This window comes from Amycolatopsis tolypomycina (assembly GCF_900105945.1).
GTDB classification, from domain to species: domain Bacteria; phylum Actinomycetota; class Actinomycetes; order Mycobacteriales; family Pseudonocardiaceae; genus Amycolatopsis; species Amycolatopsis tolypomycina.
This window is the reverse complement of record NZ_FNSO01000004.1, coordinates 351,598-366,047: the sequence shown is the minus strand read 5'-3', so window position 1 is coordinate 366,047 and position 14,450 is coordinate 351,598. Positions and strand designations below refer to the sequence as shown.

General features: G+C 72.2%; 11 protein-coding genes. 6 read left to right on the top strand and 5 right to left on the bottom strand.

Features of this window, described 5'->3' with window-relative positions; translation table 11 throughout:
• The first annotated feature begins 28 nt into the window (after positions 1-28).
• Positions 29-1,456: a DUF6801 domain-containing protein gene (locus tag BLW76_RS12310; protein ID WP_244170143.1), complete on the top strand. Its 1,428-nt coding sequence runs from the start codon at positions 29-31 to the stop codon at positions 1,454-1,456.
• Between the two features lie 24 nt (positions 1,457-1,480).
• Positions 1,481-2,071, top strand: a complete 591-nt coding sequence (locus BLW76_RS12305; protein WP_091306393.1) for a DUF6801 domain-containing protein — start codon at positions 1,481-1,483, stop codon at positions 2,069-2,071.
• On the opposite strand, the gene BLW76_RS12300 is transcribed toward BLW76_RS12305, so the two are convergent.
• Positions 2,046-3,188, bottom strand: coding sequence for a polyprenyl synthetase family protein (locus tag BLW76_RS12300; protein ID WP_091306392.1), 1,143 nt, complete (start codon positions 3,186-3,188; stop codon positions 2,046-2,048). The two genes, BLW76_RS12305 and BLW76_RS12300, sit on opposite strands and share 26 nt — an antisense overlap.
• 34 nt (positions 3,189-3,222) lie before the next feature.
• Between BLW76_RS12300 and BLW76_RS12295 the strand changes: the two genes are divergently transcribed.
• Both BLW76_RS12295 and BLW76_RS12290 read left to right on the top strand, forming a co-directional pair.
• The gene (locus BLW76_RS12295; RefSeq protein ID WP_091306390.1) at positions 3,223-4,125 is read left to right on the top strand and encodes an AbfB domain-containing protein; all 903 of its coding nucleotides are present in this window, start codon (positions 3,223-3,225) and stop codon (positions 4,123-4,125) included.
• Positions 4,126-4,136: 11 nt separating this feature from the next.
• Positions 4,137-5,612 (top strand): AbfB domain-containing protein, encoded by a 1,476-nt coding sequence (locus BLW76_RS12290; protein WP_091306389.1) that lies wholly within the window; start codon positions 4,137-4,139, stop codon positions 5,610-5,612.
• Positions 5,613-5,645: 33 nt separating this feature from the next.
• Here the strand turns inward: BLW76_RS12290 and BLW76_RS12285 are convergent, their stop codons facing one another.
• Positions 5,646-6,929, bottom strand: a complete 1,284-nt coding sequence (locus tag BLW76_RS12285; protein ID WP_091306387.1) for a PucR family transcriptional regulator — start codon at positions 6,927-6,929, stop codon at positions 5,646-5,648.
• A gap of 309 nt (positions 6,930-7,238) precedes the next feature.
• Here BLW76_RS12285 and BLW76_RS12280 point away from each other — a divergent pair, with 309 nt between their 5' ends.
• On the top strand, positions 7,239-7,934 hold the full coding sequence (locus BLW76_RS12280) for a hypothetical protein (protein WP_091306385.1): 696 nt from the start codon (positions 7,239-7,241) through the stop codon (positions 7,932-7,934).
• Complete coding sequence (locus BLW76_RS12275; protein WP_091306384.1) at positions 7,931-8,293, top strand: GntR family transcriptional regulator; 363 nt, start codon at positions 7,931-7,933, stop codon at positions 8,291-8,293. The genes BLW76_RS12280 and BLW76_RS12275 overlap by 4 nt, the downstream gene beginning before the upstream one ends.
• A gap of 14 nt (positions 8,294-8,307) precedes the next feature.
• On the opposite strand, the gene BLW76_RS12270 is transcribed toward BLW76_RS12275, so the two are convergent.
• The 3 genes from BLW76_RS12270 to BLW76_RS12250 all read right to left on the bottom strand — a co-directional run bounded on the left by BLW76_RS12270 (position 8,308) and on the right by BLW76_RS12250 (position 14,436).
• On the bottom strand, positions 8,308-9,105 hold the full coding sequence (locus tag BLW76_RS12270) for an arginase family protein (protein WP_091306382.1): 798 nt from the start codon (positions 9,103-9,105) through the stop codon (positions 8,308-8,310).
• An 87-nt stretch (positions 9,106-9,192) separates the two neighbouring features.
• On the bottom strand, positions 9,193-12,570 hold the full coding sequence (locus BLW76_RS12265) for a pyruvate carboxylase (RefSeq protein ID WP_091306380.1): 3,378 nt from the start codon (positions 12,568-12,570) through the stop codon (positions 9,193-9,195).
• 972 nt (positions 12,571-13,542) lie between these two features.
• A complete protein-coding gene (locus BLW76_RS12250; RefSeq protein ID WP_244170142.1) occupies positions 13,543-14,436 on the bottom strand; it encodes a S8 family peptidase in 894 nt (297 codons plus the stop codon).
• Between the last annotated feature and the right edge of the window lie 14 nt (positions 14,437-14,450).

Here is a 14,450-nt window from a genome sequence, read left to right as displayed (position 1 = left end):
CCGCACCACCGAACACACAGGGAAACCGATGCCACGTCGAGTCCGGCCCCGCTCCGTCACGGTGACCGCGCTGGCGGCCGCCGGCCTGCTGTCCGCGGCGAACGGCGCACTGACGGGGGTCGGTTCGGCCGCTCCCGGCCCGGCGGTCCCGCCCGACACCCAGGCGAGCACGTCGGTCTCCGTGCACTGCCCGTTCGCCGACCCGCTCGGCCCGCGCGCGCTCACCGTCGAGACGACGGCGACGCTGCCCGCGCAGGCGAAGACCGGCACGTCGGCGACGATCGGCGCCTACGCCGTCAAGCTGAGCCTCCCCCGCGACATCGCGCTCTCGTTCCTGCCCGCCGGCGCCACGACCGGTGCGCTGCGCGGAACGGTGCAGCTCGACCTCGCCGTCCACCAGGGCGACCGTTCGGACAAGGTCCCGGTTTCCCTCGTCGTGGCCCCGACCCCGCTGCCGGAGACCGGCGACGTCGTCCTGACCGCGACCGGCACCGTGCCGGAGATCGCGATCAACACCATCGGCGCCGTCACGTTCGACGTCACCGCGCCGACCCTCACGCTCGAAGCCGTCCCGGCCGCCGACGCGCCCCCGGCCACCACGGCGCCGCCGAAGGTCGCGTGCACGCTCGACGAAGGCCAGCAGGCCACGCTCGGCAAGATCATGGTGCTGCCGAAGGTGACACCGGGCACCGAGCAGAAGCAGCCGGCCGCCCTCGGCGGCGTGAAGACCATGGACGAAGAGCCGCCTCCCAACGTGTACACCCAGCCGCTCGGCCTGGTCAGCGTGATCTCGAACTCGACGGTCAAGAAGCTGGGCGCCACCGTCGTCTCCACCCCGTCCTTCATCGTCAACGGGTTCATCAACGTGAACATCGACACCGGCGACTCGTGGATCACCGGCTCGACCGCGTTCAGCCCGGTCACCGTGACGTTCCTCGGCTTCGGCTTCGTGCCGGTGACCGCGACCGTCGAGTTCCTTCCGGTCGACTACCAGAACTCCAGGATGATCGCGGTGACCGGCGGCCTGTACACCGACGAGGCCACCGGGCTCACTTTCATGCGCGCGACGGTGGAAGTCAAAGCCCGGATGAGCCACGCGGAGATCAACGGTGTCCCGCTCGACCTCGGTCCCGACTGCATGACGAAGGACCCGGTGCAGCTCAAGGTGAGCGGGCCGTACGACCCGTTCGAGCCGGGCGGCAAAGGCCACGTCGACACCAGGGAGGCGGGTGGCTTCACGTTGCCGGGTTTCTCGGGCTGCGGCACCGGCGGACAGGACCTGAGCCCGCTGCTCGAAGGAATGAGCTCAGGCCCGGGCAACCAGGCCGACATCTACCTCTACAACCTCCTGGGCTGCGACACACCCGACCCCGCCGACTGTCCGCCCCTCACCAACCCGCCGGGTTCGGGACCATCCGCCGCGGCGGCGAAGAAGGCGGCGACGAAACCGAGGTAGCACCGAGGCACACCTGGAGGGCAGATGAACATCCGCCGTTTCCTGGCGACGGCCGCCGTGACGGTCCTCGTCCTCGCCGGAACCGCCGGCCCGGCCCGGGCGGACGAGACGTTCGGCTCGCCTCCCGGTCTGCTCTACATCTGCTCGTTCCCGGGCGTTGCGCCCCAGCAGGTGACCGTGGTGGCGGGGTTCACCGGGCCGAGCGGCGTAGCGGCAGGCGAATACTTCTCGATAACCGACATCTCCGGGAAGATCGTCCTGAACGCCGTCACGCGCAGCCTGCTGCGGTCGGTCGGCTACGACGGCGTCCGCGGCAGGGGGATGATCCCGGTGACCGCGTGGAACGCCACCGAGCTGTCGAAGGACGACGGCTTCGTCTGGGAGCAGATCTGGCCCCCGGACTCCGGGACGATCGAGTTCTGGGCCCGCTCCCAGTTGTTCTCGGCAGGCAACGAAGGCACGGCCGGGTTGATGCTGAGCAGGTCGTTCTCCCTGTCGCTGGAGTTCCACAAGCATGCCAACAACATGTGGACGCCGTGGTTCATGAACTGCACTCTCAAGGTGACCAACCCACCGCAGAACCCCGCGTTCACGCCGGACCTGCTGGTGTACTGACCGGAGCGGCCACCCAGGCTCCGACGGCACCCAGCAGGCCGCGGGCGAACGGGTCCGGGAGCCGGTCGACGTCCCGCTCGAACTCGGCGCAGGTCTCCCGCGCGGCCGCCACGGCGGCCCGGAGAGCGTGCGGCGGCAGTGCCCCGGCCGTCAGGCCCGGCACCGCGAGCAGCTCGGGCAGCGCCGAGATCCGGCCTTCCAGGAGGTCCGGCAGGGTGGTGTCGAGCCGGGTCCGGTCACCTCGCAGGGCCAGGACGTCTTCGACGCGGAGGAACAGCCTGCCCAAGGTCGCCCCGCAGGTCCGGAACGCCTCGGCGTCCGCGCCGCCGAGGGCCGCCCCGATGCGCAGGGGGAACTCGAACAGCGAGGCGAAGACCGCTTCGGCACCGGCCCCGGTCGTCACGACGGCGGCCCGCAGCGAGGTCAGCTCACCCAGCCAATCCGAAAAGGACCAGGCGAGTCCGGGCGCCGCCGCCGCGATCAGCCGCGACGCCTGGCCCAGCAGGTAGTCACCGGCGAGCACGGTCGTCGCGGACTCCCAGTCGACACCGCGCACCTCCCGCGGTGCGGCGGCGGGACCGACGAAGGCCAGCGTGCCGAGCGTCGCGAGTTCGATGGCCGCGGCGACGGACGCGGCCCCGCGCGCCGGGCCGTCGCGACCGGCCGCGAGGGCGGCGAAGAACCCGATCGCGGGCCTGAGCAGCAGTCTTTCCGCCCGGTCGACGGTGAACATCCGGGCCAGGAACGGCCAGTCACCCCGGACGACCGACAGGCACACTTCGTCGCAGGCCGCGAGGAAGGGCAGCACCCGGGCCCGGGCGGCGGCCGGCAGTTCCAGGGGTTCCGCCCCGGCGAGTGCGGACACGCCTTCGGGCAGCACCACGGCCCGGCGTCCCTTCACGTAGAAGGAGTGCTCGCTGCCCGCGCCGGCCGCGAGTACGCGCCAGGTGAGGTGGTACCGGCGGGCCGCGTGCCGCGACGTCTCGAAGTAGCCGACGAACGCGGCCGCCAGTGACCGTTCGTATTCCCGGCTAGCGGCCGCCGGGTCGTCCCGCGCGCCCAGGACGGCCCGCGCGGCCAGCCGTCCCGATTGGACGGCCCCGCTCAACGGCAACATCGCCGGGCAGTACCTGCGGGAGACCGCCGACGGGGTGGTCGTCAAGCCGGGGGCCGCGGAGCCCGCGCCGGGTGAGGGGCTCGACGCGACCTGGCGGGTCGTCGCCGGGCAGGCGGGCGAAGGCTGTTTCTCGCTGGAGTCGCCCACGAAACCGAACCACTACCTCGCGCGGTACCACGACGGCAAGAAGACGCAGGTCGCCGTGCTGCCCACCGACGGGACCATCGACTTCGGCTGGAACGCCACGTGGTGCGTCGACAACATCCTGCCCGGGGCCGGGGTGACCCTCCGGGGCGGCGCCGACTTCCTGACCCGGCAGGCCGACGGCCGGGCCGGGCTCGGCGTCGAGTTCTACTGGTGGGTCACCGAACCACTGCCGGACTCCACCGAGATCACGGTCAACTGGCTGAACAAGTACCTGCCCGACTACGACCCCTACACCGACCTGCTGGTCTCGCCGCTGCGTCCGGAGCAGGTCGACGGAGCCGTGCGGTACCGGGACTTCCAGCGCCGGAGCGCACCCGGGCAGGTCGCCTTCCGCAGTTACTGGAGCCGAGGCGGCGCGGTGCACCCGCTCACGGCCGGCCGTGGCACCGCGTGCGCGTCGCCGGAGATCCTGGCCGTCTACCTGCGTCTCGGCGGCCATCCCGCGCTCGGCGTGCCGGTCACGGACGAGGCCTGCACGTCCGACAAGGCGGGCCGGTTCGTGAACTTCGCGGGCGGCGGCGCGATCTATTCGATCGACCGCGCCGGGGCGCACGCCGTCTTCGGCGCGATCCGCACCAAGTGGCTCTCCCTCGGCGGGGAGAAATCCACGCTCGGCTACCCGACCTCCGACGAGGTCGCCATCCCCGGCGGCCGCCGCAGCACGTTCGAACGCGGCCGCATCGACTACGACACCGCCACCGGCGCGGTGACCGTGTACCCGGCGAGCTGAAGGAGCCGACGATGACAGGCAGAACCCGGCTGAGGCTGGCGGCGGGCGCCGCGGCCCTCGCGCTGCTCGGGACCGTGGCCCCGGTCCTCCCGCCGCGGGCGGAAGCCGCGGCCACGGCGGACACGCCGCGCAGCGCCACCCAGGACGACAAAGTCCGGGCCGCGCAGGAGATCGGCGTGGTCGCGAGCCCCGACCTGCTGATCCTGACCGACCGGAACTTCGTGTTCGCGTTGTGGCAGCGGGCGACCGGCACGGAGGTGCGGGCGTCGGCCGAACTCGCCTACGCCGGCACCCAGCCGGAATGGACGCAGTGGATCAAGACCGGGGTCCGCGACGCCAACGCCCGCGACCAGGCCCGCATCCAGCGGGACGCCGAAGCCGCGCGGGTGGCCCGGGAGGCCAAGCAGCGGGCGGCGCTGGTCAACGAAATCGTCGCGTCGCCGGTGCTGCTCATCCAGAGCGACCAGGAGTTCGCCTTCGCCATGTGGGAGCACGCTTCCGGGCCGAAGCTGAAGGCCGCGGCGCTGGCGGCCTACCAGGGCGACGCCGCCGCGCAGAAGGACTTCATCCTCACCGGCATCTTCACCGCCCGTGCAGCCGACCAGCAGGACCTGATCGACGCCGACGCCACCAAGGAGGCCGCGCAGAAGGCGGCTGACGCGGCGCGGAACGCCCGGATCCGCGCCGCCGCGCTGGTCGTCTTCGTGCCCACCGAAGGCCAGCTCGTCGAACCGGACGTGAACTTCGTGCTGGACCTCTGGCAGGCGGCCAAGGCGGGCACCGAGGTGCAGGCCGCGGCCGAACGGGCGCTGCGGACGTTCGACCCCGCGCAGCTGCGGGCCTACATCGAGACCGGCATCCACAGCGCGGCCCTGCAGGACTGGCTCATCTGGATCCGGAAGAAGGGCGAAGCGGACCGGCGGCTGCTGTTCGAACTGCGGACGCGCGCCGAGCAGAGCCGGGTGCATCCCGCGCTGGTCGCCGGGGCGAACGCCGCCATGGCCGGCACCGACAACGACGTCGCGCGGTTCCTGCGCCTGGGCCAGTACGAGGACACTGCCCTCGTCCAGTCCCTCCGCTCGCAGAGCCCCGGCGCGCCGGGCTGGTACCTGCGGGGCCTGACCGACGCCGTCGTCGGTGCGGGCGCCGGAACCGACACGGCTTGGCGGATCGTGCCCGGCAAGGCCGACGCGAGCTGCCACTCCTTCGAATCGGTGGCCCATCCCGAGTACTACCTGCGGCAGCAGGGCCTGCGCGCCGTGCTCGCCCCGTCCGACGGGACCGACGGGTTCCACGCGGACGTCACCTGGTGTTCGAAGGCGGGGTTGTCCGGCACCGGCGTCACGCTGGAGTCCTACAGCGCCCGGGGAAGGTTCCTGCGCCAGCACAGCACCGGAGTCTGGGCGGCGGACACCGGCGGCAGCCACCCCTACGACACCCCGAACGGCTACGCCGCGGACGCTTCCTGGCAGGCCGACGTCCCGTGATCGCCGCGGTGGCCGGGGCCGGTGCGGTCCCGGCTACCGCGGCGTCCACTGTGGATGCGAACCACCCGACCGCTGCGACGGCAGCAGCTCGCTCACCGGGTACCGCAACGGCAACGGCGTCGCGCCGGCTCGCAGCGCCAGCTCCATCTCGAACCGCGCCGCCGGGTCCTTCAGGCTGTCGCCGAACGTCGCCTGCAGCTGGCGCATGCGGTAGCGGACCGTCTGCGGGTGCACGCCAAGGCGCTCCGCGATCTCCACCACGTTGCCCTGGCTGTCCAGCCACGCCCGCAGCGTCTCCAGGAGCCGCTCCTGCTGCTTGCCCGTCATGTCCGCCAGCGGCGCGAACAGCCGGTGCCGCAGCGTGCCCACCAAACCCGTGTCGGAGTTGACCAGCAGCGTCGCCAGGTGCTCCTCCGCGCGCAGCACCGGGCGCGCCGCCAGGACGCCGCGCTCGGCCAGCTGGAGGGCGTTGCGGGCCCAGCGCAGGGAATCCGCGACCGAGGCCAGCGGGACGCACGGGCCGATCGCCAGGCGGCAGTCCGGCAGTGCCACCTGCAGGGCCGCCAGGCGGGCGCTGCTCAGCTCGCCGGGGACGACCAGTTTCGGGTCCGGTGTGTCGAGTTCGGCGAGGACGTCCGCGTCCAGCCCCGCGTGCCGCCGGGCCGGGGCGACGCCGCCGGCCGGGCAGACCGCCACCGGCGTCGCGTCGGACGGCACCGGCCAGCCGATCAGCTGGGCCAGCTCGGCAATCGCTTTCGGGGACGCCGGCGGCGTCTCGAGGATCAGGTGGAGCAGCTTGCGGCGCCAGGTGTCCAGCGCGCCCGCCGTGCGCGCCTTCGCCTCCAGGTAGCCGTCGAGCGCGACGGACGCGAGCTCGTCCATGAACGCCAGCATCGCGTCGGCCAGCTGGGACATCACCGCCGAGGAAAGGCCGCTGCGCCGTCCGACGCGCATGATGCGCCGCCACGACACCCGCGCGCCCACGCGGTAGGCCGACTGCAGCGTGTCGAGGCTGCGGCCCTCGCGCATTTCGTTCTGCCCCAGGCGGTGGTGCACCTCGTGGGACTGTTCTTTCGAGACCGTCGGGTCGGCGATCTGCGCGACGAACAGCGTGATCGCGTATTCGACGCCGGCCCGGATCGACTTGCCGTACGGCCCGTCGAGCGGACGCGCGTAGGCCGGGATGGTCGCGCGGATTTCTTCGACGATTTCAGCAGCGAGGCTCGCCAGTTCCGGCCGCAGGATGTCGGCCAGCTTGCGCGGCAGTGCGGCGGCGGGTGGCGGCGCAGCGTGATCGAATCCGCGCTCCACCGACATCGCAGCTCCTTCGCTCCGCCCCGGGACACCGGTCGCGGGCACCCCGCGGCCGGGCACCCCGCGCCTGTTGCGGGGTGACAACCGACACATCGAAAAACTAACGCCAAACGTGTCACACCCGTGAAGGAAAACCGATTTATTGTCATCGCTTTGACAATTTTCCGCCACTTGCCTGCGATCAGGTGACAAGTGTCCCGCCGACTGCACGCTCACGTGCGTACGAACGGGCGAACCCTCAACGACCCGGTCGCGCTGCGGTTACGCCCGAATCTTGTATCATGTGGTTGATACAAGCCGAGGAGGAACCGCATGGCGTGGGACAACGTGCTCTGGGTCGCTCTGCTGACGGGCTTGCTCGGGCTGGCGATCCTGATCGTGCTCTGGCCGGGCGAGAAACACGGTAAGCGCTTGCTGGAGCGGTGGGGCGTGCCCGGGCCCGACGCCGGAGAGGTGGCGCTCGCCGTCCGCTACCTCAAGCGGCGCCGGCTCTGGTACCCGTGGCTGTTCCTGGCGATCCCGCCGCTGCTCGACGACGGCGGACCGGGCACGATCCTCGCCACCCTGCTGCTGGGCGGCCTGATCGCCGAGCTGCTGGCGCAGCGCCCGGCCCGCGGCCCGCGCCGCGAGGCCGAGCTGGCACCGCGCACGCTGCTGGGCGTGGTCCCGGCGTGGATCCTGGTGCTGGGCGGGCTGGCGGCCGCGGGTTCCCTGCTGCACCTGGCCCTGACGGCGCAGTGGCGGCTGCTGGCGGTGGCCGCGGGCACGGCGCTGGTCAGCGCGGCGATCACCCTGCTGGCGGTGCGCCGCCCACCCTCGGGTGCGGCGCGCGCCGACGTGGCACTGCGCGCCCGCAGCGCACGCGTGGCGATCGGCCTGGGCATCGGCGCCTGCACGGCGATCGGCTGGCCGGCGGGCGACTTCACGTCGTTCCTGGCGGTGGTGGCGGGCCTGGCGGCATTCCTGGCGGTGACCGCCCCGGCCAAGCACCGGCCGGCAGCGGCGTGAAGATCGTCGTCGACACGGAGAACGGCATAGCGCCGTGGCGGCAGGTGCACGACCAGGTGATCCGCGCGGTGACGGCGGGCGCGTTGCCGGAGGGGACGAGGCTGCCGCCGATCCGCCAGCTGGCCCGGGACCTGGGCCTGGCGTCGGGAACGGTCGCCCGCGCCTACCGCGAGCTGGAGGCGGCGGGCTGGGTGGCAACGGCCCGCGCCCGCGGCACGGTGGTGACGGTCCCGCCGGGCAGCTTGGACCGCGAGGCCCTGCTGGCGGCGGCCGCGGCCGAGTTCGCGGCGCAGGCCCGGGACCTCGGCGCGGATCTGGGGACGGCGGTGAAGGCGGTCCGCGCGGCCTACGGGTCGTGAGTGGTAAAGCGGGTTCAACCAGCCTTGTCACTCACGAGCAGCCGGCCCACCGCGGCGACCACCGGTTCCAGGACCTCGACCTCGCGCGGCGTCCCCACGCACTCCGTGATCCCCGCGCCCACGACCTCGAACCGGGCCAGTGCGTCCAGCTCCGACACCAGCCGCGCGATCGTCCAGCCGTCCGGTTCCGGGTAGTTCTGGCCCGCGAACTCGGCCGGGTCCAGCACGTCCAGGTCCACGTGCACGTACAGCTTCTCCACGCCCGCCAGCGCGTCCACGGACGTCACCGCCAGGCCCCGCGCCACCGCCGCCCGTTCCTCCGGGTCGAACGCCCTCGTCCCGGCCAGCGCCACCTTCCCTGGCGCCAAAGCCGGGTCGGCCGCGAACTCCGGGTCGCCCTCGCCGAAGAGGGAGCGCAGCACCATGCCGTGGAACGCCCCGGATGGTGACGACGAAGCCGTGTTCAGGTCCGGGTGGGCGTCGAACCACGCGACCCCCAGCTCCGGTCCGTGCCTGAACCGCGCGACGCCGATCGGGACCAGCTCGACGCCGCAGTCGCCGCCGATCGTCAGGACCGGGCCGCCCGGGGCCTCCAGGGCGGCCAGCTGGGCCGCGCGGTTCGGGCCCGTCAGCATCGCGCGGGACGCGATCCCACGGTCCACTTCGGACACTGCCCGCGTCTGCCGGACGTGGTGCACCGGCCGGCCGAGCACGTGCCCGGCCAGCTCGGAGAGGGCCACACAACCGTCCGGCAGCTCCGCCGCGCGCGGCCCCACCGCGCCCTGTCGTTGCGGTACGGCGTTGATCAGCATCCGCCGAGCGTATCGCGGGCCGGCAACGTCATGAACGACCCTTTCATGACGTCCGGCGTCATGAACGACTCTTTCATGACATCCGGTTCACTCCAGGACCAGCAGCAGGTCACCGCCCTCGACCTGCTGGACGTTCGTGATCGCCAGCCTGCCCACCTTGCCGCCGGCCGACGCCGTGATCGAGGCCTCCATCTTCATCGCCTCGATCGTGGCGACCGTCGCCCCGGCCTCGACCGTGTCGCCCTCCGCGACCTGCAGCGTCACCACGCCCGCGAACGGCGCCGCGACCTGCTTCGGGTTGCCCTTCTCCGCCTTCTCGGTCGCCGGGATGTCCGAGGCGATCGAGCGGTCGCGGATCTGGATCGGGCGCAGCTGGCCGTTGAGCGTCGACATCACCGTGCGCACGCCGCGCTCGTCGGCCTCGCCGATGGCTTCCAGCTCGATGAGCAGCCGAACGCCCGGCTCGAGGTCGACCTGGTGCTCCTCCCCCGGCCGCAGCCCGTAGAAGAAGTCCTTGCTGGGCAGCACCGACGTGTCGCCGTAGGCCTCGCGGTGCGCCTCGAACTCCTTCGTCGGCCCGGGGAACAGGAGCCGGTTGAGCGTCCGGCGCGGTTCGGCGGCCAGGGCCGCACGGTCCTCTTCGGACAGTTCGACGACCGGCTTCGCCGCCGCGCGGCCTTCGAGGGCCTTGGTGCGGAACGGCTCCGGCCAGCCGCCGGGCGGGTCGCCCAGCTCGCCGCGCAGGAAGCCGATCACCGAGTCGGGGATGTCGAACTTGTTCGGCTCCGCCTCGAAGTCGGCCGGGGAGACGCCGGCACCGACCAGGTGCAGCGCGAGGTCGCCGACGACCTTCGACGACGGCGTCACCTTCACCAGGTGCCCGAGGATCTTGTCCGCGGCCGCGTACATCGCCTCGATGTCCTCGAACCGGTCGCCCAGGCCCAGCGCGATGGCCTGCGTGCGCAGGTTCGACAGCTGCCCGCCGGGGATTTCGTGGTCGTAGACGCGCCCGGTCGGCGACGCGAGCCCGGCCTCGAACGGCGCGTAGATCTTGCGCACGCTCTCCCAGTACGGCTCCAGGTCGCCGATCGCCCGCAGGTCCAGCCCGGTGGTGCGGGCGGAGTGGTCGGTGGCCGCCACGATCGAGGACAGCGACGGCTGCGACGTCGTGCCCGCCATCGACGACACCGCGCCGTCGACGGCGTCCGCGCCCGCGTTGATCGCCGCGAGGTAGGTGGCCAGCTGGCCGCCCGCGGTGTCGTGGGTGTGGATGTGCACCGGCAGGTCGAACTCCTTGCGCAGCGCGGTGACCAGCTTGGTCGCCGCGGGCGCGCGCAGCAGCCCGGCCATGTCCTTGATCGCCAGGACGTGCGCCCCGGCGCCGACGATCTGCTCGGCCAGCTTGAGGTAGTAGTCGAGCGTGTAGAGCTTTTCGCCCGGGTCGGACAGGTCGGAGGTGTAGCAGAGCGCCACCTCGGCGACCGCCGTCCCGGTCTCGCGCACGGCTTCGATGGCCGGGCGCATCTGCTCGACGTCGTTGAGCGCGTCGAAGATCCGGAAGATGTCGATGCCGGTCTTCGTCGCCTCCTGGACGAACGCGGTGGTCACCTCGGTCGGGTACGGCGTGTACCCGACGGTGTTGCGCCCGCGCAGCAGCATCTGGAGGCAGATGTTCGGCACGGCCTCGCGCAGCGCGGCGAGCCGCTCCCACGGGTCTTCGGCGAGGAACCGCAGCGCGACGTCGTAGGTCGCGCCGCCCCAGCACTCCAGCGACAGCAGCTCGGGCAGCGTGTTCGCGACGACCGGCGCCACGGCGAGGAGGTCCTTCGACCGGACGCGGGTGGCGAGCAGCGACTGGTGCGCGTCGCGGAAGGTCGTGTCGGTGACGCCGATGTGCGGCGAGGACCGCAGCCACTCGGCGAACCCGGCCGGGCCGAGTTCGACGAGCTTCTGCTTCGAGCCCGGCGCCGGCTGGGCGTCCTTCGGGAGCTTCGGCAGCTTCAGTGTGGCGTCCGGGGTCTTCGGGCGCTCGCCGTGGGGCTTGTTGACCGTCTGGTCGGCGAGGTAGGTCAGCAGCCGCGTGCCGCGGTCGGCGGACTGCCGCGCGGTGAGCAGCTGCGGCCGCTCCTCGATGAACGACGTCGTGACGCGCCCGGCGCGGAAGTCCGGGTCGTCGAGGACGGCCTGCAGGAACGGGATGTTCGTGGCGACCCCGCGGATCCGGAACTCGGCGACGGCGCGGCGCGCGCGGCCGACGGCGGTCTTGAAGTCGCGGCCGCGGCAGGTGAGCTTGACCAGCAGCGAGTCGAAGTGGGCGCTGATCTCGGTGCCGGAGAAGGCGGTGCCGCCGTCGAGCCGGATGCCGGAGCCGCCCGGCGAGCGGTAGGCGGAGATCATGCCGGTGTCCGGGCGGAAGCCGTTGGCCGGGTCTTCGGTGGTGATGCGGCACTGCAGGGCGGCGCCGCGCAGGTAGATCTTGTCCTGGCTCAGGCCGAGGTCCGCGAGGGTCTCGCCGGAGGCGATCCGCAGCTGGGACTGCACGAGGTCGACGTCGGTGACCTCTTCGGTGACCGTGTGCTCGACCTGGATGCGCGGGTTCATCTCGATGAAGACGTGGTTGCCGCGCTTGTCGAGCAGGAACTCGACGGTGCCGGCGTTGCGGTAGCCGATCTGCCGGGCGAACTTGACGGCGTCGGCGCAGATGCGGTCGCGCAGCTCGGGGTCGAGGTTCGGCGCGGGGGCGAGCTCGACGACCTTCTGGTGGCGCCGCTGCACGGAGCAGTCGCGCTCGAAGAGGTGGATGACGTTGCCTTCGCCATCGGCGAGGATCTGCACCTCGATGTGCCGCGGCTCGACAACGGCCTTCTCGAGGAAGACGGTGGGATCGCCGAAGGCGGACTCGGCCTCCCGCGCGGCGGCTTCGATGGACTCGCGCAGCAGCGCGGGGTCCTCGACCCGGCGCATACCGCGCCCACCACCCCCGGCGACGGCCTTGACGAAGACGGGAAAGCCGAGCTCGTCGGCGGCCGCGACCAGGGCGTCGACGTCGTGCGAGGGTTCGGACGACCCGAGCACGGGCACGCCGGCCTCGCGCGCGGCCTTGACGGCGCGGGCCTTGTTCCCGGTGAGTTCGAGGATCTCGGCGCTCGGCCCGACGAAGGTGATGCCGGCCTCTTCGCACGCGCGCGCGAGATCGGGGTTCTCGGAGAGGAAGCCATAGCCGGGGTAGACGGCGTCGGCCTTGGCTTTTTTGGCCGCGGCGACGATCTCGTCGACCGAGAGGTAGGCGCGCACGGGGTGACCGGGTTCGCCGATCTCGTACGCCTCGTCGGCCTTCAGCCGGTGCAGCGAGTTGCGGTCTTCGTGCGGAAACACGGCAACCGTGCCGGCACCGAGTTCGTAGCCGGCGCGGAACGCCCGGATCGCGATCTCCCCGCGGTTGGCCACCAGAACCTTGCGGAACATGCCCGGTCCTTCCCTCTTGGATCGGTAAGTCAACGCACGTTACCCGGTTTTTCCCGCTCTGCGGGAGTTGAGTCCCGGGTGATGGACATCATGCGGACCAGGAGGTTCGGTGGTCACCCCTGGTGGCACTCTCCGACAACGCCTCGGCGCGTGAGCAGCCGGATACGGTCCGGGCGGTGTTCCAAGGTGACGGCCATCGTCTTCCCGAGGTCGACGACCTGCACGTGGAAGCCATCGCGTTCGCAGCGGGTTCGGGCGTTCTCGGCTTTTGGTGGAGTAGTTCGGCGAGGTCGAACGAGGGTTGGCGTGGCGCGCACCTCCTCCGGGGTCAGCTTTCCGCAGGCGGGCCTTGGGCGCCAGCGGCGTGGGGGTATGTGGGTGGCCGGGGTTGCAAGCAGAGTCTGGTCCGGCGAGTATCGCTCGGGCCCGGCAGCAGCGCCCACCCTCCCAAGGGGGCCGGTCCCAGTTCCAGTCTATCGGGCCTCCCCGACGAACCCGCCCGCAAAGCCGCAGATCAGGCAGGGTGTCCACAGCCCAGCCGCATTGTGGACAACCCGCCGCCTCGCGCGCCCGGCGGTGGGTAAAGCAACCGGTTGGCCGGGCTTGAAAGCACTGCCCGGGCCTGCAAGCACCGCGGGGCCGCAGACGCCGCCCAGGCCTGCAAGCACGAGGGCCCGCAAACACTGTCCGGACCCGCAAGCACCGCCGGACCCGCAAGCACCGCCGGGCCCGCAAGCACCGCCGGGCCCGCAAGCACCGCCGAGCCCGCGAGAACCGCCCAGGCCCGCAAGCACGCGGGCCGCAAGCACTGCCCGAGCCTGCAAGCAACGCCCAGGCCCGCAAACATCACCCGCCCTCCCAAGGGGGCCGGTCCCAGCTCCAGTCTATCGGCCCTCCCCGACAAACCAGCCCGCAAAGCCGCAGATCAGACCCGCTATCCACACCCCCACCGCATTGTGGACAACCGCCCACTCACGTGCCCGGCGGTGCGTAAAGCAGGCGGTTGGCCGTGCCATCCGGCACCCCCTTGAGCACGTCGGGCGTGGCCGCGCGGACCAGGGCCTCGTCCACCTGGGCCGGCGTTTCCTCCGGGTGCTGCGCCCGGTACAGCGCGGCCACGCCGGCCGCGAACGCCGCCGCCACCGAGGTGCCCGATTCCGGGCCCGCCGTCGTGCCGCCCGCGATCGGGGACGGGATTTCCGTGCCCGGGGCGTACAGGTCGACGTCCTGGCCGGAGTTCGACGACTTGTCCGGCCGGTCCTGGGCGTCGGACGCCGCCACCGTCAGGGCCTCGGGCACGCGGCCCGGGGAGAAGCCGCCTGCGTCGGCCGTTTCGCTGCCGGCCGGGACCGCGATCGGCATCACCGTCGCCAGCCGCTTCACCGCGGCGTCGAGCTGGTCGTTCAGCACGCCGCCGATGCCGAGGAGCGCGACCGCCGGCTGCTGGGCGTTCTGCGCCACCCAGTCGATCCCGGCGATGATCTGGTCGGTCGCGCCGCCGCCGCCGGAGTCGAGCACCCGCACCGGGACGATCTGCGCGCCCTTCGCCACGCCGTAGTCCTTGCCCGCGGCGATGCCGGCGAGGCGGGTGCCGTGGCCGTTGGTGTCCGTGGTGTCGGCGCCGCCGTTGAGGAAGTCCCGTCCCGGCGCGACGCGGCCCTGGAAGTCGGGGTGCTTCGCGTCGACGCCGCTGTCGATCACGTAGATCGTGACGCCCGACCCGTCGCTCGCGTAGTGGTAGCTGTGGTCGAGGCCGGTCCGCTGGTCTATCCGGTCCAGCCCCCAGCTGGGCGGATCCGGCTGCACTCCACCGGCCGCCGCCGGTCCGGCGAGGACGACCGCCGCGGCCGTGAGAAGCATCTTCATGATCGTCGTGGTAC

Bases quoted from the DNA above. Each gene is read 5' to 3' on its own strand.
- BLW76_RS12300 (WP_091306392.1), bottom strand. From the start codon at position 3,188: ATGTTGCCGTTGAGCGGGGCCGTCCAATCGGGACGGCTGGCCGCGCGG.
- BLW76_RS12280 (WP_091306385.1), top strand. From the start codon at position 7,239: ATGGCGTGGGACAACGTGCTCTGGGTCGCTCTGCTGACGGGCTTGCTC.
- BLW76_RS12265 (WP_091306380.1), bottom strand. From the start codon at position 12,570: ATGTTCCGCAAGGTTCTGGTGGCCAACCGCGGGGAGATCGCGATCCGG.
- BLW76_RS12290 (WP_091306389.1), top strand. From the start codon at position 4,137: ATGACAGGCAGAACCCGGCTGAGGCTGGCGGCGGGCGCCGCGGCCCTC.
- BLW76_RS12310 (WP_244170143.1), top strand. From the start codon at position 29: ATGCCACGTCGAGTCCGGCCCCGCTCCGTCACGGTGACCGCGCTGGCG.
- BLW76_RS12250 (WP_244170142.1), bottom strand. From the start codon at position 14,436: ATGAAGATGCTTCTCACGGCCGCGGCGGTCGTCCTCGCCGGACCGGCG.
- BLW76_RS12270 (WP_091306382.1), bottom strand. From the start codon at position 9,105: ATGCTGATCAACGCCGTACCGCAACGACAGGGCGCGGTGGGGCCGCGC.
- BLW76_RS12305 (WP_091306393.1), top strand. From the start codon at position 1,481: ATGAACATCCGCCGTTTCCTGGCGACGGCCGCCGTGACGGTCCTCGTC.
- BLW76_RS12285 (WP_091306387.1), bottom strand. From the start codon at position 6,929: ATGTCGGTGGAGCGCGGATTCGATCACGCTGCGCCGCCACCCGCCGCC.